A 25,108-nucleotide genomic window follows, 5' to 3' on the forward strand; every position below is an offset into this window, starting at 1 on the left:
CTCGCGCTGGGAACCGCCGATGATTTCCCCGATGCGCGGCACCAGGCAATCCATGGCCGCCACGGTCTTGTCATCATCGTTCATGCGCATGTAGAACGGCTTGATGGTCTTGGGATAATCATAGACATAGACCGGCTTCTTGAACTTCTCCTCGCACAGGAAACGCTCGTGCTCGGTCTGCAGGTCAATGCCCCACTCCACCGGGTAGTCAAACGTCTTCTTGGTTTTCTTGAGAATCCTGATCGCCTCGGTGTAGGACACGCGCTCGAACGGCTCCCTGAGAATGGTCTCCAGAGTCGGCATGAGGGTCTTGTCCACCCATTTGCCAAACAGTTGCACGTCCTCGGCACAATGATCCAGAATGTGCTGCACAAGGTACTTGATCATGTCCTCGCCGAGATCCATGTCATCCCGCAGGTCGGCAAAAGCCATTTCCGGCTCGATCATCCAGAATTCGGCCACGTGCCGGGGCGTGTTGGAGTTCTCGGCGCGGAAGGTCGGACCAAAGGTGTACACATCCCCGAGAGACAGGGCGAACATCTCGGCCTCAAGCTGACCGGACACGGTCAGGGAAGCGGGCTTCCCAAAGAAATCCTCTTCTACCGGGGCCCTGCTGCCGTGTTCCAGACTGGTCACACGAAACATTTCGCCAGCGCCTTCGCAATCCGAACCGGTCAGGATGGGCGTATGCACGTAAAAGAAGCCGCGCTCCTTGAAAAACTGATGTATGGCCTGTGCCAATTCCGACCGGATGCGGAACATGGCACCGTACTTGTTTGTGCGGGGACGCAAATGCGCAATGCCGCGCAGAAATTCGTCAGTGTGCCGCTTCTTCTGAAGAGGAAAGGTATCCTGATCGGCTTCACCCAGTACATTCAGGCTCTTGCCGCGAACTTCCCACTTCTGCCCCTTGCCCGGGGATTCCACAAGCTCGCCCTCGACCAGAACCGAAGCGCCTGTACCGATGCGTTCGAGCGCCGCCAGAATTTCCGGCGTGTGGTCCACGATGACCTGAATGTTGGTCAGGCAGGAACCATCGTTCAGTTCAATAAAGGAAAAGCCCTTGGAATCGCGCTTGGTGCGGACCCAGCCGCCGATGCGAATCTCGGAAACCGGGGCCTCCGCATGCAATGCGTTTTTTATCTTGGTTCGTTTCATCGAGACGTCCTCTTGATGTTTTTTGCGATTCTTCTAGCCGCATATCGCCGGAATGGCAACGAACAGGACCAGGAAAGCCCACGACGGACCGATTGCAGACATCCGAAACCGCATGATACGGGAGCAGGAAGCTGAAAACCCGCCAAACCGCCCAAACTATTGCGTCCCGGCAATAGGTGGGCTACAACCATGCCCCGAAACAAACCGACATTGGATATACGAGGAACGCATGGGATTCTTTTCAAAACTGAAGAAAGTCTGGAAAAGCCCGGAAGATATCGCTGCCGAGGCTGTCGAGGAATATAAGGAAGAGGTCGGCATAACGCCGGAGCCGGTTGTGGAAAAGAAAGCGGACCCCGAACCGTCCGCCCAAAAGACCGAACCGACTCCCGCCCCAGTCCAGGAACCGAAGCAGCATCAGCAGGACCCCACGGACGCCGCCCCCACGGCCAGCGAAGGCTGGCAAAAGGAACTCACGCTTTCCCTGCGCAATGCCGAACCCCGACTTTCCGAATGGCTGAACACCATTCTGGCGGACGTGGACACGGCGGACGAAAAGCTCTGGGAACGTCTGGCATTCCTCTTCAAGGCCCTTGGCGCGCCCGAGGATGAGGCAAGGGACTTCATCGACCGCTTCCGCGACTGGCTGGACAACATGGGCTACCGCGCCGTGGAGGAGTTCAAGTCCGAACTGCAATACCGTCTGGCTCTGGCTCTGGAACTGGAAGACGAGGAAGACGAACGCGACCGGCTGTTCCTCAAGCTGTCCGAGGGCATTTCCAAGACACGGGAACAGATTACCAAGCGCATCGACGGCCTGCTCTCGGCCCACTCCAGCCTGGACGACGACTTCTGGGAGGAATTCGAGGAAATCCTGATCATGGCCGACGTGGGCATGGAAGCCGCGGGCATGCTCATGGACAACCTCAAGGAACGCGCACGCAAGGCCGGAACTGACAATCCCGAGGATTTCAAGGACATCCTGCGCGACGAGCTTGAGGAAATCTTCAAGCCCACTCCCCGCATCACCGTGGTCAACCCGCCCGAGGTGGTCATGATGATCGGCGTGAACGGCGTGGGCAAGACCACGACCATCGCCAAACTCGCCTATCGCGCCCAGATGCAGGGCCGCAAGGTGCTCATCGCGGCGGGCGACACGTTCCGCGCCGCAGCCATCGATCAGCTCGAAGTCTGGGCCAAGCGCCTCGGAACCGGATTCTTTGCCAAGAGTGAAGGCTCGGACCCGGCTGCCGTGGCGTTCGAGGCCATGGACATGGCGGTCCGCGAAGGATACGACCTGCTCCTGCTCGACACGGCCGGTCGGTTGCATACCAAGCACAACCTGATGGAAGAACTGAAGAAGATCAGGCGCGTGGTCGGCAAGAAGCATGAAGGCGCTCCGCATCGAAACGTATTGGTCATCGACGCGACCACGGGCCAGAACGCCCTTTCGCAGACCAGGCTGTTTCACGAGGCTGTGGGCGTGGATGAAATTGTTCTCACCAAACTGGACGGCACGGCCAAAGGCGGTGTAGTCGTAGCAGTGACCATCCAGTATGGTCTGCCCATCACCTTTGTGGGACTGGGCGAAAAAATGGAAGACCTGCGCCCCTTCAATGGCAAGGATTTCGCCAAGGCGCTCCTCACTTAACCTTTAATAGCATGGGTAAACACGTGTCCGAGGAATTCAAGAACCGCAATAATGATGGCGGCGGAGAGGAATCCTTCGCCGAATTGTTCGAACAGTACAGCGAAGGCGGAACCGACAACGTCAACGTCGGTGACAAGATCGCAGGCACCGTCATTTCCGTGGGCGACACGCTGGTGTTCGTGGATACCGGGTCCAAGCTGGACGGCGTTGTGGAAAGGGAAGAACTGCTCGATGACGAGGGCAACTGCACTGTGGCCGAAGGCGACACCGTGGAGCTCTACGTGGTTGGCAAGGATTCTTCCGGCATCAAGCTGTCCCGCGCTCTGACCGGTATCGGTGGACTGAAGATGCTGGAAGAGGCCAAGGAGCGCAACCTGCCCGTGGAGGGCAAGGTGGCCGGAACCTGCAAGGGCGGGTTCAACGTCATGGTGCTGCAGCGCCGCGCTTTCTGCCCCATCAGCCAGATCGACAACAAGTTTGTCGAAGACGGCGAACAATATGTTGGGGAAACCTTCCAGTTTCTGATCACCAAGCTTGAGCAGAACGGCCGCAACATCGTGGTCTCCCGCCGCTCCCTGCTGGAAATCGAAGCCGCCGAGGCTGCCGAGGCCTTCCTGAGCGAAACCAAGGTCGGCGACGATGTGGAAGGCGTGATCACCCGCCTCGCTCCGTACGGCGCTTTCGTGGAGATCAAGCCCGGTCTGGACGGACTGGTGCATGTCTCCGAACTGGGCTACGCCCGGGTGCAGCATCCCGAGGAAGCCGTGAGCCCGGGCCAGCACGTCAAGGCCCGCATCCTCAAGATGGCGGAGGACAAGGGCGGTCGTCTCAAGATTTCCCTGTCCATGAAACAGCTTGCGCAAGATCCGTGGGACGAGATTGCCTCGACATTTGCCGAAGGCGACAAGGTCACGGGCAAGGTCGTGCGTCTGGCCGACTTCGGCGCGTTCGTGGAAATCGCTCCGGGCGTGGACGGTCTGGTTCACGTCAGCGAGATGAGCTACACCAAACGCGTGAACAAGCCCTCGGACTTTCTGTCCGAAGGCCAGCAGGTCCCGGTCAAAATCAAATCCATAGATCTGGACAAGCGCCGCATTTCCCTGTCCATCAAGGATGCGGAAGGCGACCCGTGGCTGGATGCTGCCGACAAGTACAAGCCCGGGCAGACCGTGACCGGCACCATGGAAAAGATGGAACAGTTCGGCATGTTCGTGCAGCTTGAACCCGGCATCACCGGCCTGCTGCCCAAATCCGCCATTGCCCGTTCCGAAAAGCCCGCCGAGTTCGACAAGTTCAAGCCCGGCGATGAGGTTTCCCTGAAAATCGGTCAGGTGCGTGCGGTCGAGCGCAAGATTTCTCTTGTGCCCGCCGATGCCCGTGATGCCGAAGACTGGAAGGAATTCGCTCCGAAAAAGGCCTCTTCCGCCCCGTCCGGCGGCGGCATGGGCCTGCTGGGCCAGAAGCTTCAGGAAGCCTTGAAGAACAAGAAGTAGTTCCTGTTCCGAATACAACAAGAAAGCCCCGGGTTCTCCATGAGAACCCGGGGCTTTTTTCGCGTCGAAAGCAACCAGCCGCCTGCTTGGGGATCAGAACGCCGCTTCGGACTGCACGGAAAAATCGTCCAGCGAAAAACAGCGATGATGCAGATGCAGGCGTTCGGCCTCGGGACCGCCGTACAGAGGGTCGCCGAGAATGGGATGCCCGAGCGCGGCAAGATGCACGCGAATCTGATGCCGCGCGCCCATGCGGATGAAACACCGGACCAGCGAAGTCTGCGTTTTCTCGTCCCAGTTCAGGGGCTCCACCCGGGTCCAGCGCCGGGAATCGGGATCATCCTTGTCCAATGCCCGCGTCAGCCTGCGGTTGTCCGTATCCAGAGCAAACCTGACCGTGACCGGGGAATCCAGCCGCCCGGCAACCCGCGCCAGATATTCCTTTGTCACGGTTCGGGCGGACTCGGCCTCGTGATACCGGGCCTCGGCCTCCGCTGTCAGCGCGACAAGCACAATGCCGGAAGTCAGTCGGTCCAGCCTGTTGAGCAACACCGCGTTCTCACCGGGGAAAAGCCGGGGCAACGCCCCTTCCACGCTTGGTTCCGACGAACCGGCCACCACAGCGGAATGCACACCGGCCGGCTTGTCCACGGCGGCCAGTCCGTTCCTTCGGCAAAGCACGCGCAACCCCATGTCCGCGGGATCGCAAGCCACCCGCTGCATGCGGACCTGCACGGTCTGTCCCTCGCGAACCTTGCATGACGATTTGGCGGGCCTGCCGTTGACAAGAACCCTGCCCTGATCGCACAAACGCCGCCTGAGCCGAAGACCGCCCTCGGGCACAAGCCCTTCCAGCACCCTGTCCAGCCGAAGGCCCTCCTCTTCGGGCCCCACCCTCATTTCCACCACATTCTCCATGCCCGGACAGTACCCGCCAACACGTTGCCACGCAAGATGATTCCCCCCTTTGACGGAGTCTGGAAAAAGCCCTACACCAGTGAGTCAATGGCGGTCCGTCCGCAATGCCGATCCGACAATTTCCAACCGGGAGAAAATCATGGGATTTGACGTACTCTGGATTTCTTCGGCTGAAATCGACACCCTGGGAATTTCCATGCGCGAAATCATGGACGCAGTGGAAGCGGGCTTCGCGGCCCTCGGCAAGGGGCAGGGGGAAATGCCTGCCAAGATCGGCATCCACCCGCGCGAGGACTGCTTCATTCACGCCATGCCCTGCTATCTGGGCGGCAATGTTGACCGCGCCGGAATCAAATGCGTTTCCGGCTACCCGAGCAATCCGGAAAAGGGACTGCCCTACATCACGGGCATCATGCTGCTGACCGACCCGGAAACCGGCATTCCCCAGGCCGTGATGGATGCAGGCTGGGTCACGGCATGGCGCACTGGCGCTGCCTCGGGCGTGTATGCCCGCCATTTCGGCGATCCGGCCACGCAGACCGTGTCCATCATCGGCACGGGCGTGCAGGGACGGGTCAATCTGCTGGCCATGAAGGAAGTCTTTCCGCGCCTCTCCCGGGTGTTCTGCCACGACAAGTTCGACGAAGCCGCGGAACGGTTCGTGCGCGACATGCACCGCGAGCTGCCGGACGCGGAATTCGTGATCTGTCCGGACGTGCGCACTGCGGTTGCCGAAGCCGAAGTCCTGATAACCTGCACTCCCATTGTCGAAGCTCCGCAACGTTTCGTGCACCGCGAATGGCTGAAATCGGATTGTCTGGTGATTTCGGTTGACTATGATTCCGCCATCCACGAAAACGTCTTTCTGGGCGCACACTTCACCTGCGACAACCGCAACCAGTATCTCTGGACGCGGAAACAGGGCGCCTATTTTCAAAATGGCTACCCGGGTCCGCAGGACATGGACGCGGACATGGGGGAAATCTGCGCGGGCGCCAAACAGGGCGTCCGCACCGGGCGACGGAGCGCGGTGCTCATGGGCATTGCCAGCCATGACGTGATGACCGCCGCACTGATACACGAACTGGCCCGGGAAAACGGACTGGGCACCAAGGTGACATTGTAAATGGACATTCGCGGAGTTTTGTACGTATTGGCGGCCGCCTCCATGTGGGGCATGATCGGGGTATTCACCAAATACATTCTGGCCGAGGGCATCAGCGCACTGGAAATCGCATTCTGGCGCGCCGGGTTTGCATGGATCATCTTCGTGATCCACGCCTCGTTCACCAGGGAGCTCAAGGCGCACCGAAGCGACCTGCCCCTGCTGCTCATTTTCGGCGTGGTCTGCGTGACCACGTTCTACGGCTCCTACCAGCTCGCCATCCGGGATGCAGGCGTGGCACTCGCCGCCGTGCTCCTGTACACGGCCCCGGCATGGGTAGCCGTGCTCTCCTGTCTGGTGCTCAAGGAGCGCATGACTCCGCTCAAGACCATCTGCGTGACCATGACTCTGGCCGGCGTGGCCTGCATATGCCTTGTGCCACGCCTCATGAGCGGCGGCGATCTGAACCTGAACACCTTCGGCCTGATCGCCGGCCTCGTCTCGGGCATGACCTACGCCCTGTATTACATCTTCGGAAAAAAATACCTGTACAAGTACGCCACGCCCACGATCTTCGTCTACGCCCTGCCCGCCGGGGCTCTCCCCCTGCTCCCGTTCGTGGATTTTCATGAAAAGACCCTGACCGCATGGCTCCTGCTGCTGGCGCTGGGCGCAATCACGTCATACGGCGCGTTTTCCGCGTATTACGCGGGCCTCAAACGCCTTGAGGCAACCAAGGCCTCTGTCATCGCCACCTTTGAACCCGTGGTTGCTGCGACCCTGGCCTTTGCCCTGTTCGGGGAACGGTTCACCCTGTCCGGCTATGTGGGCAGCGCCCTGATCATCTCTGCGGTGTTTCTGGTCGTACTCGCCAGCCGCAATCCCAAAAGCGCACCAACCGCGCAGCCTGCGGAGCAGTCATGATCGTTTCCGAACTCAAACAGGTCAAGGCTTCAGCCGGATCGGGCAAGACCTACCAGCTCACCCGTCGCTTCCTGAGTCTGCTGTTCAGTTCCGACGAGGCGGACCGCCCGTTCACCTGTCAGGCCAGGACTCCGGCAGGCCACGCATGGCCGGAGATACTGGCCGTAACCTTCACCAACAAGGCAGCCACGGAAATGAAGGAACGCGTGGTGGGCAGCCTGAAGAAGATCGCATTCGGGGATGCAGCGGAAATCCGGGGCGTTCCCGAGGCCACTCCGGCCCGGGCCGCAAGCGCGCTGAACGCCATTCTCCGCCGCTATCACCGCCTGAACATCCGCACCATCGACAGTCTGCTTTCCCTGCTGCTCCGTCTCTTTGCCCTGGAATTCCGCATCCGCCCGGACTTCGAGATCGCTTTCGACGAATCCGAACTGTTCAATGCCATCTTCGACCATTTCGCGGAACGCTGCGAAGCGGACGGCCCGGAGCGCGACGAACTCGCCGCAGCGCTGGACACCATGATCCGCGACGAAGGCAAGAACGGCTTCTGGCTTCAGGACGCATTCCGCAGCCGACTGGGCACATTGGTCAACTACCTGCGCACGGCTCCGGCAAACGTGGAGACCGACCCGGAAGTCATTCTCGATCTGTTGAAAAAGGCCAATGCCGAATTCAGGGACGCGGTGGTGGTCATGCAACGCCATCTGGAGCAGCGCGGACTTCCAGCCACTGCGCACTTCAAGAAGTTTCTCGTCAAATGCACCGACCTCGGCCTGTTCGACAAGGTTCCGGATTCCGCGACCATAAAAAAGACGACCATCTACGACTGTCTGCTCAAGGCCGGCAAATCCAAGGCGGATGAAAACGACGAGCAGGCATACGCAACAATGCAACGCGCATGGGCCGACTACGGGCGCCAGCAGGCCGAACTGGCCGGAGCGCACTTTCTGGCTCCCACGGTTCGCATTGCCCGATCCCTGCTGCATGAGCTGGACGAACTCCAGAAACAGCGCGGCATCGTGCTCGGCTCGGCCCTTGCCGCTGGCGTGGCCGACCTGCTGGAAGATGGCTCAGCCATCCCCGAGGCATACTGCCGCATGGGCTGCCGCCTGCATCACATGCTGGTGGACGAATTTCAGGACACGAGCCGCGAACAATGGCGCGCGTCAACGCCGTTGGCCGTGGAATGCCTTGCCAAGGGCGGCAGCCTGTATTTCGTGGGTGACGTGAAGCAGGCCATCTACGGCTGGCGCGGCGGGGACTCCGCCCTGTTCGATGAAGTGCTGCGCCAACCGGACATCGCGCCCCTTGCCATGCATCTCGATTCCGAGAATCTGCCGGACAACTGGCGCAGCCACAGGAACGTGGTGGACTTCAACAACTGGTTCTTCCAGCATTTCGAGGCCACACCGCGCACCGAGGAACTGGCGCGCCATGTATTCAGGGACGCGCCCGAAACCTTTCTGGAATCCTTTTCCGACGACATGGCCGAAGGCTTCCGCGCCTGCACTCAGGGGGTGCCTGACAAACATGCGGAAACAGGCGGATACATCCGTCTGGAACGACTGGCAGGCGGCAAGGTCGAGGAAGAGGAGCAGGCAGCGCTGGAGGCATTGGGCCAGAGCATGGACGACATCCTTGCCCGGCGCCCCTGTGGCGACGTGGCCGTGCTCGTCCGCACCCATGCCCATGCCAAGCTGGTCTGCGACCTGCTCGTGGCCCGAGGCGTTCCCGTAATCACGGAAAACAGTCTCCAACTCGACAAGCACCCCATCGTGCGCCAGCTTGCCGCATTTCTCGCCTTTCTGGACTATCCGCGCGACAACATCGCGTTCGCGGACTTTGCAGGCGGAGCCGAGGTCTTTCTTGCCGAGGCAGGCATGGCGGAAACCGAATTCTTCGACTGGCTGTCCCGGCCCCGCAAGAAACCGTTGGGCGTACAGTTCCGCGAGGATTTTCCGGACATCTGGAAACGGTGCGTGGAACCGTTCTACAACCGTTCCGGTCTGATGACGCCCTACGACCTGACGCAGGAGGCAGTCCGCGCCTTCCGCGTTCTGGAACGCCACCCGGATGCGGAACTCTATGTGCGCCGTTTTCTGGAGGTGGTACATCTGGCCGAGGAAAACGGTCTGGTCACCCTGTCCGCCTTTCTGGACTTCTGGGAGCAGAACTCGGGACAGGAAAAGGTCCCCCTGCCGGAAAACATCGATGCCGTGCGCATCATGACCATCCACAAGTCCAAGGGACTGGAATTTCCGGTCGTGATCGTTCCCTTTCACAACTGGAAGGTCGGCCCGGACCGCGACTACGAACTGCGGCGCCACAACGGCCACCAGCTGCTCGTACCCATGCGCAAGGGACTGGGCCACCCCTATTTCGAAAGCATGGGGCGGGCCGTGCGCGAACAGCTCAATCTGCTCTATGTGGCATGGACCCGCGCCGGGCAGGAACTGCACGGATTTTTCACGGACAGGACCGGAGATTCCCCGGCCCAGACAGCCATCAACCTGATTCTGGACCTGCCCGAGGGACAGGACGTGTTCGAACAGGGCGAGATCCCGGCAACCTTGACAACGGCCCGGGAGGCCGAAGCGGTTCCGGCCACCAGAGAAATTGCGCCCCGGGAGCAGGCTCCGGAGCTCATGGAATGGCTCCCGAGGCTGCGCGTCTATCGCCACAACCTCGACGAATACTTCTACAACGAACGCATGCGCGGCGAAGTGGCACACAGAGCCATGGAACGGCTCGTCATCAGCAGTACCCCCGATGCAGACCGGGACAGGGCCGTGTTTCTGGCCATGCAGGATTTCCCGGCCATCGGCTCCCTGAGCCGCGACGAACGCGAGACACTTGAAGCCGACCTGCGCTCCATGCTGGATTGGGCCCTGCATGAAAAACAGCTTGCTCCCCTGCTTGCCAAGGGCGTGAATGAACCTGAAATCATGGATGAAAACGGCGACTTTCATCGCGTCGACCGACTCTGCCAAAGCCCGCAAGGAACCATTGTGATCGAATACAAAACCGGACAGATCCGGGATGAACACCAGAAGCAGGTAAACCGCTACCTGTCCCTGCTCAAGGCCATGGGCTCTCCTGCTCCGCTCTCCGGCATGGTCGTGTATCTGGACCTGCATGAAATTCATGACGTAACCGGAGGCAATGCCTGATGCAGCCCATCACGCTCATCCCCTGGAACGCGGATTTCATGGTCGAACTGGCCGACCTGATTGCGGCACGCCCGGATTTCTCCTCGCTCACCGTGATCTTTCCCCACAACAGGCCGCGCCGCTACCTGAAGAAGCTGCTGGCCGCGCATCCCGCACTGGAACGCCCGGTATTCCTGCCGCGCATGACCTCGGTAGCCGAATTCGTGGCCGACCTGCGGCGCGAGCTTTCCCCGGTTCCGGTCTCCCCGGCCAACCGGCTCGATCTGGTCGAACTGCTGCATGCCACGGTCAACACCCTGCGCGCCGAGCGCACCGAGAAATACGGCCTGCTGGCCGAACTGCCGGCCATGGACCGGGAAGCCTTCTTCCCGTGGGGCATGCGGCTGGCGGCCCTGCTGGAGGACCTGCTGCGCCAGAACGTGGAGCCCGGCGGCCTCAAGTACATGCAGGGCGAAGTCGCGGATTATGCCGCAGCCCTGCTGGAGCAGCTCGACAGGATCTACGCGGCCTACACCACAGCCCTGTTCGAACGAGGCTGGACAACCCCGGGCCTGGACTGGCAGTTCGCGGTCACCCATCTGGACGCCATCCGCGCGCATCTCGGGAATTCCACGGTCATCGCAGCGGGCTTCTACGCCCTTGGCGGCGCCGAAGACCTGTTTTTCCGCTCGCTCTGGGAAAGCGGCCAGCTTCTGCCCCTGTGGCACAGCGATCCGGCCCTGACCACGGGAGAAAAGGCGCACTGGGCAACCACCGAGCATCAGGCATGGATGACCCGCTGGCATGTCCGACCCGAGCTCGCTTCCACTTCCACGACAAGGACGAATCCGCCGGAAGTCCGGTTCTGCGAAGGCTTCGACCGCCACTCGCAACTTGCCGCCCTGAACACGGACCTTGCCGAACCCGAATCACTGGACGACGCAGCCGTGATCCTGCCGGATGAAGGCGCACTGCTGCCCGTGCTGCATCACCTTCCTGTGGAACCACCGAACATTTCCATGGGGTATCCGCTGGAACGCACCGGACTGGCCCGGCTCATCGAATCGATTCTCACGCTTCAGGAAACGCGTCTCAAGGACGGGCGATGCCACTGGAAGAGCGTGACCGGGCTCATCCGCCACCCATGGCTGCGCATGCTCGGCCCCGAGGACAAGCCGTTGCGCAAACTCTTTCAGGTGTGGGAAGGAGAAATCCGCACCGGGTCCCGGCATTTCCACCCGCTGGCCTGGGAGCCGCCATATGACGATCCCGTTCTGGAGGGCGTGAACCGGCACACGGCCGAACCGCTCCGGCAGGAGATCATGCACCATTGCGTCACGGCCTTTACCGGGCTGGAAACGCTGGACCAGCTTGCGGACTCGCTTTCCGGGCTGGCAGCCATGCTGCACCGCCACGGCGAATCCCTGTGGCACACCTATCTGATGGATGCGGAATGCCTGTTCCGGTTGACCACGTCCGTGATCCCGGCCCTGAAAAGCGCGGAAGCGGCCAGCGAGCACTATCCCCGGCGCGTGCTCTTTTCCATGCTCCGCCAGCTTCTGCACGCGGAACGCGTTTCCTTCGAACCGGACCCGCTCGGCGGGCTTCAGGTCCTCGGCGTGCTGGAAACCCGCCTGCTCCGTTTCGGCAAAATCTTCCTTCTGGACGCGGTGGAGGAACGGCTGCCCGGCACCAACCCGTTCGATCCGCTCCTGCCCGATCCTCTGCGCAAGCTGCTGGGCCTGCCCGATTCACGCGAGCGCGACAACGTGGCCGGATACAACTTCTACCGTCTGCTCATGGGCGCGGAACAGGCCGTGATCTATTATCAAAGCGGGATTCAGCCCGGGCTGCTCGACTCCAAGAGCGTGCGCAGCCGTTTCGTCGAACAACTGCTATGGGAACGGGAAAAAAAGGCAAAACGGTTGCTGGAAAAGGATACATCCGTATTCCGCACCGTCACCTTTCCGGCCTCGGCCATCCCCACGGACACCCGCGCCGTGCCCGTGACCCCGGCCATTCGCTCCGCGCTCCGGGACAAGCTCGAAACACGCGGCCTGTCTCCGTCCTCCCTGGATCAGTACCTGAACTGCCCGCTCCGCTTCTTCCTCGGCTATCTTGGCGGACTGCGGCCCATGGAAAAGATCGACGAGGATGGCGACCGCAGCGCATTCGGCTCCCTGCTGCACGAAGTCCTTCGCGACTGCTTCCTGCCATGGAAGGGACGGACCGTGACCCCGGCGAACATGGACCCGGCCCCGATTCTGGCCGACTTCGAAACCGCACTCAGACAAAGCGACTTTTTCGAACAGCTGCCCTTCGACACCCGGGCCGCACTCCTGCGAACCGGACGATTCCGGCTGGCCCGTTTTCTGGAGAGTCAGGAACCGGCAACCCTGATCGGACTGGAAACCAGCATGGAGACCAGCCTCCGCGCCGATGGCCTGACCATCCCCTTCAAGGGCCAGCTCGATCGCATCGAGAAACGCGAGGACGGCATCCATGTTCTGGACTACAAGACCGGACAGGGCGGACTGCCAACCAAGGGATTCTGGGAGGACATGGACCTCTGGGAACGCCTTGCCGAACCCGAGGACGACACCGCACTGCTTGCCGATCTGGCCCGATCCGTTGTCAGCGTGCAGCTTCCGGCCTACTGCCATCTGTATGCGGCCAATCACGATCTCAGGCCGCACGACGCCGGGCTGGTGCTCATGGGTCGGAACGGCGACATCAAATGGCTGTTCGGCTCCAAATGGACCGAGGAGGAGCGCGACGAAGCGGTCTTGTCCATGACACCGCGCCTGCTGAATTTTCTGGTCAACCACATGCTCGGGGCCGAAGAATTCCGCGCCACGCCGGGACGCACATGCCAATGGTGCGACTTCAAGGGGACCTGCGGACAGTAACGCACACCAATCCAACCGGGAGGGAACCATGAAATATACTGCCGACATCACCATCTGCGGGGCCGGAATCATCGGCCTGACCATTGCCAGGGAACTCGTGGCCCGGAATGCGGGCAACATCGTGATCATGGACAAGGAACCCGAACTCGGTGCGCATGCCTCGGGCCGCAACTCCGGCGTGCTTCATGCGGGCATCTACTACGACCCGGGCACGCTCAAGGCACGCATGTGCTTCGAGGGCAACCAGCGCATGCGCGCGTATTGCAGGGAAAAGGGATTGCCTCTGTTCGAATCCGGCAAGGTTGTGGTGGCCCGGACCGAAGACGAGCTGCCCACTCTCGAGGAACTCAAGCGCCGGGCCGACGCCAACGGCGCAAAAGTGGAACTCATCGACGAAACCCAGCTTGCCGAGCTGGAACCCAACGCCAGAACCGTGGGCAAGGCCCTGCATTCCCCGTTCACCGCCGTGGTCGATCCCAAGGCCGTGCTGACTTCCCTGCGCCACGACCTGGAGCGTTCCGGCAAGGTTCGGTTCTTCTTCAACACCCGGTTTCTGGAACGCACTGCCTCCGGCGTGCGCACCAACCGGGGCGACATCGACTGCGGCCTGTTCATCAATGCGGCAGGCACCTACAGCGACCGCGTGGCACAGGCGTTCGGCGTGGGCATGAATCTGCGCATGATTCCGTTCAAGGGTATCTACCGCATCCTCAAGAAGCCCGCAGCCGACAAGATTCGTGGCAGCATCTACCCGGTTCCCAACATCAGGAACCCGTTTCTGGGCGTGCACTTCACCCGCAGCGTGTACGGCGACGTCTATGTCGGCCCCACCGCGATTCCCGCTTTCGGACGCGAAAACTACGGCATCCTGCACGGTCTGGACGGCGAAATGTTCTCCATCCTGCTCCGGGACGCTTCCCTGTTTCTGGTCAACCCCAAATTCCGGGGCGTCGCACTGGAGGAACCCAGGAAATACATCGCCAAATACTTCTATCGCGACGCGGCAAAGCTGGTGAAACATCTTGCGCCCCGGGATATCCTGCCCTGCGCCAAGGCAGGCATCCGTCCCCAGCTCATCAATCTGGACACCAGCGAGATGATCATGGACTTCATGGTGGAAAAGGGGCCGAACAGCGTTCACGTTCTCAATGCGGTTTCTCCGGCCTTCACCAGTTCCATGACCTTTGCGGAGATGGTGGTCAGCGACTTCGTCACCATTTAAACATCTGTTTTAGACGCACCTCAACACTGCGAATATCTTGACTCGACGGCACGGTGTGCTATTGGGAAGCACCTTTATATATAAACAGAGGTGAGATAATGAAACTTCCCGAACTGAAATTCGGCGATCTGGCCGCAAAGCTTCCCATCGTCCAAGGCGGCATGGGCGTGGGCATTTCCCTGTCCGGCCTGGCTTCCGCCGTTGCCAACGAAGGCGGCGTGGGCGTCATTGCCACCGCCATGATCGGCATGCGCGATCCCGATCGCAGCAAGGACCCGATCGGTGCGGACATCCGCGCCCTTGCCGACGAAATACACAAGGCCCGTGAAAAAATGACCGACGGCCTGCTGGGCGTGAACATCATGTGCGCCCTGACCAATTTCCGCGAAATGGTGACCACCTCCATCAAGGAACGCGTGGACATCATCTTTTCGGGAGCCGGTCTGCCTCTGGAACTTCCCAAGTACCTGAAGGAAACCGCTGCGGAACTCAAGCAGGACCTCGGCACCAAGCTGGTGCCCATCGTGTCCTCGGGACGCGCCGCAAACATCCTCTGCCGCAAATGGATGTCCAGATACGACTACGCGCCCGACGGATTCGTGGTCGAAGGTCCCAAGGCGGGAGGTCATCTCGGATTCAAGCCCGAACAGATCAACGACCCCCATTACGACCTCGACCACATCATGGGCGAAGTCATCGAGGCCGTGACTCCGTACCGCGAAAAATCCGGCAAGAACATCCCGGTCATCGTGGCTGGCGGCGTCTACACCGGCGCGGACATCGCCAAGTATCTGGAAATGGGCGCCTCGGGCGTGCAGATGGGCACCCGGTTCGTGGCCACTCATGAATGCGATGCGGACGAGGCATTCAAGCGCGCCTATGTCGAGGCCAAGCAGGAAGACGTGACCATCATCAAAAGCCCGGTGGGCATGCCCGGCCGGGCCTTGAAGAACCCCTTTCTGGAAGCGGCCTCCGCCGGACTTCGGCATCCCAAGAAATGCATCCACAAGTGCCTGCACAGCTGCGCCGAGGAAAATTCCCCGTACTGCATTGCCCAGGCACTGGTGAACGCCTACAAGGGCAGATTCAACTACGGCTTCGCCTTTGCCGGAGCCAATGCCTATCTTGTGGACAAGATCGTGTCGGTCAAGGAGCTTGTCGGCTCCCTGCGCGAGGAATGCGAGACCTTTCTGGACGAGAAACGGTCCGGCATCGACGAAATGATCGGACGCAAGAAGACCGAGCTGGACGACTTTGTCCAACGCAAGAGGGGCGAACTCGACGAATTCGTGGACAAGACGCTGGGCAAGAAATAACGCCCGCATCACATGAAGACAGGCCCTCCGCAGCTGTGCGGAGGGCTTTTTCTTTCCTTCGTCCCGAGGTTGCCGTACCATTCCCGCAGGAGAACCACGCCATGAACGAACGCGCCATGTTGCAACGCCTGCCCAAGGGCGGCGATCTGATCAGGGAAATCAAGCGCGCCGCCGACGCCCAGAACATGACCAAGGGCACGGTCCAGGTCATCGGCGCACTGAAACGCGCCGAAATATCCTTCTACCGCCAAAAGGATCAGACCTATGTGCCGCGCACGCTGGAGCATGACGTGGAAATACTGGCGGGCATGGGCAACATCTCGCTCAAGGACGGGGAAACCTTCGTGCACCTGCATCTCACCCTTGGCGATGAAAGCGGCGGGTGCACCGGCGGACACGCCATGGAAGGCTGCATCATCCTTGCGGCCGAAGCCATGATCCGGGAAATCTCCGGCCCGCCCCTGCATCGCGAATTCGACGAGGAAACCGGCTTGTTCCTGTGGCGGGAGCCAAACTGATTCCCCCAATTGCCCAAAAGAAAAAAACGCCCCGTGCACCATGAGCGTGCGCGGGGCGTTCGCAATTGCAATGCGTGCGAATCAGGACAACCGAAGCGCCTCGGAGACCGCGTTGAGGCTCTTGACCTTTTTCAGGGTCGCATAGAGCTGGTCAAGGTCCTTGACCTCCACGGTGAATTCCAGAAGCGACGTACCGTCGACACTGGACGAAAACGTACCGGCGGTAATGTTCACGTGCTGTTCCGTCAGCAGGGAACTGATCTTCGCCAGCATGCCCAGTTCATTGCGACACTTGATGCGGATGTTGACCGGATAGGGCTTTTCCTCCGCCCCTTCCCATGTCACGGTCAGAAGCCGTTCGGGCTCGAAATTCCTGACATTGTGGCAACTGTGGCGATGAATGGTCACGCCCCTGCCGCGCGTGATGTAGCCCACGATGGGATCGCCGGGCAACGGGTTGCAGCAACTGGCGAAACGCACCAGCATGTTGTCCACGCCGCTGATGTTCAGCCCTTCGCTCTTGGGCTTTTTCCTGTCCTCCGGCTCCTTTGTTTCGGCGGGCTTGCGCATGTCCAGCGTCTCGCCGTTCAGTTCGGCATACAGCCGCTTGACGACCTTGCGCGGCGTGAACCGGGAAAATCCGACCTGACAGTACAAATCCTCGAGACTGCCGCTGTTGAACAGCCCGGCCACCTTGAGCAGATCACCATCCTTGGCCGCCTTCTGCACGTTCACCCCGTAGCGGCGACCTTCCTTTTCCAGAAGCTCGCGACCAAGGGCCATGCTCCGCTCGCGCTCCACCGTGCGGATGTACTGCTTGATGCGCGTCCGGGCCTTTGCAGTCTTGACGAACTTGAGCCAGTCCCGGCTGGGGTTGCGATGGTTGTCCGTGATGATCTCCACGGAATCCCCGTTCTTGAGCGGCATGTGCAGCGGCACGATACGGCCGTTGATCTTGGCCCCGGCGCAATGATCGCCCACCTCGGAATGGATGGAATACGCGAAATCCACGGGCGTGGCCCCCTCGGGAAGCTCCTTGATGTCCCCGTTGGGCGTGAATACGTAGACCTCTTCCTGAAAAAGATCGAACCGCAGGGAAGCCATGAATTCCCGAGGATCGGAAAGCTCGCGCTGCCAGTCCATGATCTGGCGCAGCCACGTGAACCGCTCGGCATCGCGCGTTCCGGACGTCCTGCCAGCCTTCCTGCCCTTGCCCACTTCCTTGTACTGCCAGTGGGCAGCAACGCCGTATTCCGCAACCTTGTGCATCTCGTCGGTACGAATCTGCACCTCGATGCGCTCGCCCTCCGGGCCAATGACCGTGGAGTGCAGGCTCTGATACATGTTGGCCTTGGGAATGGAAATGTAGTCCTTGAACCGTCCGGTAACCGGCTTCCACATGGCGTGAATCAGGCCGAGCACGGCATAGCAGTCCTTGATGGACCCCACAATGATGCGGAAGGCGATGAGATCGTATATCTGGTCGAACATCAGATTCTGCTGTTCCATCTTCACGTGGATGGAGTGCAGATGCTTGGTTCTGCCGTGGACATTGCCCTTGATCTTGTTCCTGGCGAGCATGTCGTTGATGATCTCGATGACCTTTTCGATATACTCCCCGCCAGCGGCCCGGTGCTCGGAGACCGCCTCCTGAAGCTGTTCGTACACATCCGGCTTGAGATACTTGAGGCACAGGTCCTCCAGCTCGGTCTTGATGCGGTGCAGGCCGAGCCGATTGGCCAGAGGCGCGTAGATGTCCAGCGTTTCCTCGGCAATGAGCTGCTGCTTGAAGGACTTCATGAACTCCAGCGTGCGCATGTTGTGCAGCCGGTCCGCCAGCTTGACCATGAGCACGCGGATGTCTTCGGCCATGGCCAAAATCAGCTTGCGGATGTTCTCGGCCTGAGCCACGGCCCGGGATTCGAACTGCATCTTGCTGATCTTGGTCACACCGTCCACGATATCCGCGACTTCCTCGCCGAACAGCTCCTCGATCTCGTCCACCGTGGTATCCGTATCCTCCACGGTGTCATGCAGCAGACCGGCCGCGACCGTGGCCTCGTCGAGCTGCATTTTGGCCAGAAGATGGGCCACGTTCATGGGATGGGAAATGTAGGGTTCGCCGGAACGGCGCACCACGCCATCGTGGGCCTGAGCCGCAAAAATGTATGCGCGCTGGACAAGGTCCAGATCGGGTTTGTCGATATACGACGAAATGAGGTCGGTTATTTCATTGATGCGAATCATGTATCGAAGCCGCCTGAAGCTTGGGGAAACGAGGGCCGACGGAGCGCGCAACGCCTCCGAACCGGTCACATGCCGTCTTCGCAAGCCGGTGTATTGTTCTGTTGTACCGAGCTGCTAGGGCCGAAGTTGCAGCTTTTCGGGAATCCACCATTCTTCAAAATTGTAGCTGATGCCTGCCGGGGCTGGCGCAATGCCCTGAACACGGGCCTGCACGATGGGCAGAGCCATGGGAACGTATAAAAACACGTAAGGTGCATCGTCATGCAGTATTTCCTGCACCTTGTCGTAAATGGGCTTGCGCAGCTTCGGGTCGAGAAGTCGCCTGCCCCTTTCCAGAAGCCGGTCCAACTTCGGATTCCTGTAGTGCATGAAGTTCAGTCCGCGCTCCTTGGCTTGAGACGAGTGCCAGACAGCATAGATATCAGGGTCTTGAAGTATATTCCATGATAAAAGCACGGCATCGAACCGGCCCTTGTCAACGAATTCGTTTATGAATGCAGCCCACTCCACGGTTCGGACATCCACCTTGATACCCACTTCCCGAAGCCGCTGCTGAATGATGATGCATGTCTTGACGCGCTGGGAGTTACCCTGATTGGTCAGAATAGTGAAGGCAAAGGGCACGCCGTCCCTGTCGAGGATGCCATCGCCGTCCTCGTCCTTCCATCCGGCCTCGGCCAGCAGGGCGCGGGCGCGTTCCGGATTGTACGGTCTGGGCCTGACCGATTCGTTGTACTGCCATGTTCCGGGCTTGTACGGCCCGTTTGCAGCCACGCCCATGCCGAGCAGCACGCCCTTGACGATCTCCTGCTTGTCGATGGCAAAGTCAATGGCCTGTCTGACACGCACATCCTTGAAAAAGCTGTGCCGGAAGTTGAATCCCAGCCAGGAATAGCCGAAAGCCAGATACTTGTATTTGTTGAACGAACCGTCCCAGCCACTGCCCGAGGTCTGATACAGATACTGCATCGGAGTCAGGGACATGCTGTCCAGATGCCCGGCCTTGAGTTCCAGAAACTGCGTGGAAAGGTCGGGAATGACCCGATAGACAACCTTGTCCAGATAGGGACGCCCCGCAAAATAGTCCGGATTGGCCTCCAGAACGATCTGGGAGCCGGGAACCCATTCCTTGAGCTTGTAAGGGCCAGCTCCCAAAGGCTTTCGGCTGTATTGCGTGGAAATCAGGTCCTCGCCCTCAAGGGCGTGCTTGGGCAGGATGTCGCCAGCCCAGGTCACGAGAGCCTGGGCAAAGGGCTCCTCGTATTCCACCTCAAAGGAAAACCTGCCGGTCTTGCGGAATTCCTTCACGGCCTTGAACTTCTCGGCATACGCTGTCGGCGTGGCCGGATCGATCATCATGCGATAGGTGAATTCCACATCATCCGCTGTGAGCGGCACGCCGTCGAACCAGCGGATATCCTGCCGCAGCCGGAACCGCAGCAGCTTGCCACCGTCCAGAACCTCGAAGGATTCGGCGGCGTAGGGAACCAGCTTGATGTCCTTGTCGTAGCGAAGCGGGCTGACATAGATCAGCGTCCCGACTTCATGGGACGCGCTGTCCGTGGCGAAATAGGGTATGAGGTTGCTGGGTTCGCCAAGGGATGGCTCGACAAGAGTACCTCCGCGTTGCGGAACTGCGGGAATATCTGCCGAATCCACGGGAGACACCGGCGTGGCAGGACCGGATTCGCCACACCCGACGAGCACAAGCATTATTAATAATACTGCTAACGGGACAATCTTCGTTTTTTCTTGCAAAATAAAACCGGGTGGTCATACAGTTTTTTTTCGATTCATTACACCCGTGGAGTATGAACCAAGGGACGAAAAATGCCAAGCTGTCAGAGCCTGAGCCGAAAAATATATCTTGACTTGCCCCCCGTGGAATATGGGTGTATATTCTCCGGTCCAAAGTACCGACTGTTCCTGAGCGAGGAGTCGCTGAAATGACATACAGCGAAGAAAATATAGTAAAATCAATACTCGATAATTTCATCAACGACACGGTCCCGGATTACATTCTGGACCTTGCCCGTGATATAGTTGCCTCCGGCGGCGTGCAGAAACTGGATCTGAAGAAACGCGATCAGTACTGGGACATCGACGGACAGGTCGAAGGCGAGGACTTTCAGAATTACACTTCTGAAGTCGGATTGAATCTGAGCGACAATACCATCAATTACTATTGCAACTGCGCAGATTCCTTTTCCGGCGTGTGCCGACATGTCGCAGCCACGGCGCTCAAGCTCCACAACTCGCTGGACGGCGATCAGGGCGAGGAAGCCCTGCCCACGCCCCGTACCGACTGGCGGCAGACATTTCGTCCGTTTTTCGCCACGGAGCTGGAGCCCGAAGCCGGCAAGCACTACCTGATCTACCGCATCTTCCCGGAAATGGGACGGTTGCAGGTGGCGTTCTTTCGCGCCCGGCAAAACAAATCCGGCATATCCCAGGTGCAGAACGAGGTGACCCTGACCCAGATCGTGGAAAACCCGGACTGGTGCGAGACCTCCCCGGCCCTGCCCGGCGTGGCCGACCAGATCGGGCATTTCCTGGACTACTGGGGCCACAGGGTGGAAATACCGGCCGGTCTGCATTCCTGGTTCTTCCGTGCGGTCAAGAACGAGTACTATCTCTATCTGCGGGAGACCGACCAGCCGCTGCGCATCGAGAACAAGCCCATGCAGCTCAAGCTCGCGCCCAAGCTTTCCGAGGACGGCCTGAGCTTTGAAACCCTGCTGGCGCGCGAGGACAAGATTCCCTTTTCCATCACGGATGAAGAGGAACTCTTCTTCTACGGCAGACTGCCGCTGTGGGTTTTCTATCGTCAGGCCTTCTACCCGGTGCAGACAGGCCTCGACCCCAAGCTGATACAGGAAATGGTGCAGCTCAAGCCCATCATTCCCCATGCCGATGTTTCGGAATTTCTGGATCGCGTGTGGACCAAGATTCCGGTGTCCGACCTCTACGGACAGGAAGACTTCCTCGAACGGGTCGGCCCTATCTTCCAGCCAGCGGACTTCAATCCCAAGCTGTACATGGACGAGGAAGGCAGCCTGCTGGTCATGAAGATTCAGAACATCTACGAGAACGAGCATGGCGAATTCGTCATGACCGGTCCCAACCCGGACCTCCAGACCGGCAGCTACCATTACGAAGGCAAAAGCTACCTCATTCGTCGCGCTCAGGACGAAGAGGCCCAGCTCTTTGCCGAGCTTCAGGACATGGGCTTCCAGCCCAGAAGCAACCACATCTGGTTCATGGAACAGGAGGAGGCGATCAACTTCCTGCTGGACCACTACCCCACTCTGGTCAAGGCGTACCGCGTCTATGGCGAACAGAATCTGACCCGCTACAAGGTGCGCACGTCCCAGCCTCAGGTCGTGGCCGAGGTGGAGACCGACGAGGACGACAAGTGGTTCAACCTCGATCTGCACGTGGAATACGACGAACAGCGCGTGCCCATCGAGACGATCTGGAAGGCATGGACCTCGGGCAAGCGCTATGTGCAGCTTCAGGACGGTTCCTACACCAGCCTGCCCGAATCCTGGCTCCACAAGCTGGGACACAAGCTCAAGGCATTGGGCTTTGATCCGGAAAAGCCGCCGCAACGTCAGTTCAAGCAGTTCGAAGCCCCGGTGCTGGACAAGCTGCTTGAAGACCTGCCTCAGGCGCACACGGACTCCTTCTATGTCAAACTGAAGGAAAAAATAAACAATTTCGAACAAATCAAGATGATTGGCCAACCCGAGGGCCTGCTGGCCACCCTGCGCCCATATCAGGTGCAGGGGCTCAGTTACCTGAACTTTCTGCGGGAATACGGATTCGGCGGCATTCTGGCCGACGAAATGGGGCTTGGCAAGACCATCCAGACCCTCTCCTACATCCAGAAGCTGAAGGAAACCGGACTGGAAGGCCCGAACCTCATCGTCGTGCCCACGTCCGTGCTGCCCAACTGGGAGCGCGAGGCCAAGAAGTTCGTGCCCGAACTCAAGCGGCTGACCATCTACGGTACCAAACGCGAAGAGCTGTTCAAGCACATTGGCGAATCCGACCTTGTCATCACCACGTACGCCCTGCTCAGGCGCGATCTGGATGAGCTGCTCAAGTTCACCTATGCCTCGGTGATTCTTGACGAGGCCCAGAACATCAAAAACCCGAATACCATCACGGCGCGCTCGGTGCGCAAGCTGGACGCAGGCCTGCGCGTCTGCCTGTCCGGTACGCCCATCGAGAACAACCTGTTCGAGCTGTGGTCCCTGTTCGAGTTTCTCATGCCCGGCTTCCTCGGTTCGCAGCATTCGTTCCAGCGCGGCATCGTCAAGCCCATCAAGGACGGTGACGAGGAAACCCTGGACTACCTGCGCACCAGAGTGAAACCCTTCATTCTGCGCCGCACCAAGTCCGAGGTTGCCAAGGACCTGCCGCCCAAGGTGGAAACCGTGCACTATTGCGACCTCGTGGACGAACAGCGCGACCTCTACAACGCACTGGCCAAGAAGCTCAAGGATCAGGTGCTCAGGGACGTGGACGAAAAGGGCATTGCCAAGAGCCAGATGTCGATTCTGGATGCGCTACTCAAGCTTCGCCAGATATGCTGTCACCCGCGCCTGCTCAAGCTGGACATTCCGGGCGTTTCCACGAATCTGCCCTCGGGCAAGTTCGACGCCTTCAAGGACCTGATCACGGATATCGTGGAAAGCGGACACAAGGTGCTGGTCTTCTCCCAGTTCGTGCGCATGCTCCACGTCATCCGCAACTGGCTCCAGATCAGGGAAATTCCCTTCGCCTATCTGGACGGCTCCTCCAAGGACCGCTTCGATCAGGTCGACCGCTTCAACGAGAACGAGGATATTCCGATCTTCCTGATCTCGCTCAAGGCGGGCGGCACCGGCCTGAACCTGACCAGCGCGGACTACGTCATCCACTATGATCCGTGGTGGAACCCGGCCGTGGAAAATCAGGCCACGGACCGGACGCACCGCATCGGCCAGAAGCGACAGGTCTTTGCCTACAAGATGATCTGCCAGAATACGGTGGAAGAAAAGATACTGAAGCTTCAGGAACAGAAAAAGGATGTGGCTGAAGCCATCATCCCGGGTCAGTCCGCTCTCAAGAGCCTGACTCGTGACGATCTGGAAATGCTTTTCGAAATCTGAGGGATCGGGAACATGCCTTGGCATGTTCCCTTTTTCCGCACGCAACTCCAATAAAAATTATCATTGTCACAGGTAGCAACAAATGCCCGGATTCAGCTCGATATACGCACTTGCCACTTACGCATTCGACCCTCTGCACCAGTACTGGGAACGGGAATCCACGCAACGACGTGTCGGCGGCCTGTTGATCTTCGTCTTTCTGCTTTCGCTCGGAGCCATCGAGCTGAACCGGCAGGGGCTGCTCCCCTCGCAATTCACGCATCTGGTTCCTTCCAGCCACTACATGGCCATCAGTCTGGCTTTCACATTGGTGCTGATTCTGGAAGTCGTGAGCCTGATCTTCACCCTGCCCTGTTCCATATCCAGAGCCGTGGGCAAGCAATTCGAGATTCTGGCCCTGATCCTGCTCCGAAATTCCTTCAAGGAACTGGCGGAATTTCCCGAACCCATCACCGTGGCCGGCCACATGGACGCGGTGTGGCGGCTGCTTGCTGACGGGGGTGGAGCCATCGCCATTTTCGGTCTTCTCGGCGTGTACACTCTGTTGCGCTACCGGCTGGAGGAATCCCTGCGCGGCGGCCCCAGACTGTTCCGCTTCGTGGCCTCGAAAAAGATCGTGGCGCTTGTCCTGCTCTGCGTCTTTCTGGTTATGGGACTGGAAAATGCCCGGCTCTTTGTTTCCGGCCAGCCCACCTTCCACTTCTTCAAGAATTTCTACACAGTGCTGATCTTCAGCGACATCCTGCTGGTGCTCATCTCCCAACGCTTTCTGCCGGAATTCCGGGCCGTGTTCCGCAACTCCGGATTCGTGCTCTCCACGCTGCTGATCCGGCTGGCGCTGACCGCCCCCCCTTCTACAATGTGCTGATCGGCGTTGCCGCAGCACTTCTCGCCATCAGTCTGACCCTGATCTACAACACATTCTATTCCAGTCAGGCCCGATACGCGCGAAAACGCAGCTGATCGCGCCCCGAAACAATTCAAAAAGGCATCATCCCCACGCTTCGCTTGTGCTGAAACGTGGGGATGATGCCTTTTCTTGTGGATTTTTCTCTCCCGGTACAATGGTGGAATATCGATAAATCTTTAAAGAGGTGCATCGTGAAACACGACCCCATCAACCCCGGACCGGCCTCAGGCCGGACGCTTCCCTTTGACGGGCTGGGATTCGATCTCTCCCCGGTAAAGGCAAGGGCTGGCGCGCTTGTGGCGCGGTACGCATTGTCGTGCCGCGAACATGCGAGCCGGACCGTGAGGCAGGCCCCTGAAAGGCCGGGAGGCTTCGACCTGCTCGTGGCCCTGGGACGCGAAATTCGCGGACGATGAGCAAACAACGTCA

General features: G+C 59.6%; 16 protein-coding genes (1 of these 16 only partly in view). 12 read left to right on the forward strand and 4 right to left on the reverse strand.

The genetic code is table 11. From position 1 onward, the window contains the following. Positions 1 to 1,158: the 5' portion of an asparagine--tRNA ligase gene (asnS, locus tag MPN23_RS05885; protein WP_243546761.1), read on the reverse strand. The gene continues 210 nt to the left of window position 1, outside the view; 1,158 of the gene's 1,368 nt are visible here — the first part of the coding sequence; the start codon lies at positions 1,156 to 1,158; its stop codon lies off the left edge, out of view. A 229-nt stretch (positions 1,159 to 1,387) separates the two neighbouring features. On the opposite strand from asnS, the gene ftsY reads away from it, so the two are divergent. Next, positions 1,388 to 2,809 carry a signal recognition particle-docking protein FtsY gene (gene ftsY / locus MPN23_RS05890; RefSeq protein WP_243546763.1) on the forward strand — a complete coding sequence of 474 codons (1,422 nt, stop codon included), beginning with the start codon at positions 1,388 to 1,390 and terminating at the stop codon, positions 2,807 to 2,809. A 23-nt stretch (positions 2,810 to 2,832) separates the two neighbouring features. After that, on the forward strand, positions 2,833 to 4,302 hold the full coding sequence (locus MPN23_RS05895) for a 30S ribosomal protein S1 (protein ID WP_243546765.1): 1,470 nt from the start codon (positions 2,833 to 2,835) through the stop codon (positions 4,300 to 4,302). Between the two features lie 93 nt (positions 4,303 to 4,395). Here MPN23_RS05895 and MPN23_RS05900 read toward each other — a convergent pair whose 3' ends face one another. After that, complete coding sequence (locus tag MPN23_RS05900; RefSeq protein WP_243547356.1) at positions 4,396 to 5,202, reverse strand: RluA family pseudouridine synthase; 807 nt, start codon at positions 5,200 to 5,202, stop codon at positions 4,396 to 4,398. Positions 5,203 to 5,359: 157 nt separating this feature from the next. Between MPN23_RS05900 and MPN23_RS05905 the strand changes: the two genes are divergently transcribed. The 7 genes from MPN23_RS05905 to MPN23_RS05935 all read left to right on the forward strand — a co-directional run bounded on the left by MPN23_RS05905 (position 5,360) and on the right by MPN23_RS05935 (position 16,363). Next, positions 5,360 to 6,346: an ornithine cyclodeaminase family protein gene (locus MPN23_RS05905; RefSeq protein ID WP_243546767.1), complete on the forward strand. Its 987-nt coding sequence runs from the start codon at positions 5,360 to 5,362 to the stop codon at positions 6,344 to 6,346. Next, the gene (locus MPN23_RS05910) at positions 6,347 to 7,249 is read left to right on the forward strand and encodes a DMT family transporter (protein ID WP_243546768.1); all 903 of its coding nucleotides are present in this window, start codon (positions 6,347 to 6,349) and stop codon (positions 7,247 to 7,249) included. It abuts the gene before it with no gap. Continuing rightward, positions 7,246 to 10,419: a UvrD-helicase domain-containing protein gene (locus tag MPN23_RS05915; protein WP_243546769.1), complete on the forward strand. Its 3,174-nt coding sequence runs from the start codon at positions 7,246 to 7,248 to the stop codon at positions 10,417 to 10,419. Before MPN23_RS05910 ends, MPN23_RS05915 begins: the two co-directional genes overlap by 4 nt. Continuing rightward, the gene (locus tag MPN23_RS05920) at positions 10,419 to 13,307 is read left to right on the forward strand and encodes a PD-(D/E)XK nuclease family protein (protein WP_243546770.1); all 2,889 of its coding nucleotides are present in this window, start codon (positions 10,419 to 10,421) and stop codon (positions 13,305 to 13,307) included. The genes MPN23_RS05915 and MPN23_RS05920 overlap by 1 nt, the downstream gene beginning before the upstream one ends. A gap of 28 nt (positions 13,308 to 13,335) precedes the next feature. After that, the gene (gene lhgO / locus MPN23_RS05925) at positions 13,336 to 14,529 is read left to right on the forward strand and encodes an L-2-hydroxyglutarate oxidase (protein WP_243546771.1); all 1,194 of its coding nucleotides are present in this window, start codon (positions 13,336 to 13,338) and stop codon (positions 14,527 to 14,529) included. Between the two features lie 98 nt (positions 14,530 to 14,627). Beyond that, the gene (locus MPN23_RS05930) at positions 14,628 to 15,845 is read left to right on the forward strand and encodes an NAD(P)H-dependent flavin oxidoreductase (protein WP_243546772.1); all 1,218 of its coding nucleotides are present in this window, start codon (positions 14,628 to 14,630) and stop codon (positions 15,843 to 15,845) included. A 101-nt stretch (positions 15,846 to 15,946) separates the two neighbouring features. Then, positions 15,947 to 16,363, forward strand: a complete 417-nt coding sequence (locus tag MPN23_RS05935) for a PPC domain-containing DNA-binding protein (protein WP_243546774.1) — start codon at positions 15,947 to 15,949, stop codon at positions 16,361 to 16,363. Positions 16,364 to 16,444: 81 nt separating this feature from the next. On the opposite strand, the gene MPN23_RS05940 is transcribed toward MPN23_RS05935, so the two are convergent. Next, positions 16,445 to 18,610, reverse strand: coding sequence for a RelA/SpoT family protein (locus MPN23_RS05940; RefSeq protein WP_243546775.1), 2,166 nt, complete (start codon positions 18,608 to 18,610; stop codon positions 16,445 to 16,447). A 114-nt stretch (positions 18,611 to 18,724) separates the two neighbouring features. Further along, positions 18,725 to 20,323: a peptide-binding protein gene (locus MPN23_RS05945; protein ID WP_243546777.1), complete on the reverse strand. Its 1,599-nt coding sequence runs from the start codon at positions 20,321 to 20,323 to the stop codon at positions 18,725 to 18,727. Between the two features lie 233 nt (positions 20,324 to 20,556). Between MPN23_RS05945 and MPN23_RS05950 the strand changes: the two genes are divergently transcribed. The 3 genes from MPN23_RS05950 to MPN23_RS05960 all read left to right on the forward strand — a co-directional run bounded on the left by MPN23_RS05950 (position 20,557) and on the right by MPN23_RS05960 (position 25,095). Next, on the forward strand, positions 20,557 to 23,769 hold the full coding sequence (locus MPN23_RS05950) for a DEAD/DEAH box helicase (protein ID WP_243546778.1): 3,213 nt from the start codon (positions 20,557 to 20,559) through the stop codon (positions 23,767 to 23,769). An 82-nt stretch (positions 23,770 to 23,851) separates the two neighbouring features. Further along, complete coding sequence (locus tag MPN23_RS05955) at positions 23,852 to 24,637, forward strand: hypothetical protein (RefSeq protein WP_341540101.1); 786 nt, start codon at positions 23,852 to 23,854, stop codon at positions 24,635 to 24,637. A 233-nt stretch (positions 24,638 to 24,870) separates the two neighbouring features. Further along, positions 24,871 to 25,095: a hypothetical protein gene (locus MPN23_RS05960; RefSeq protein ID WP_243546780.1), complete on the forward strand. Its 225-nt coding sequence runs from the start codon at positions 24,871 to 24,873 to the stop codon at positions 25,093 to 25,095. The last annotated feature ends 13 nt before the right edge of the window (positions 25,096 to 25,108 follow it).

This window comes from Pseudodesulfovibrio tunisiensis (assembly GCF_022809775.1).
Lineage (GTDB): Bacteria > Desulfobacterota > Desulfovibrionia > Desulfovibrionales > Desulfovibrionaceae > Pseudodesulfovibrio > Pseudodesulfovibrio tunisiensis.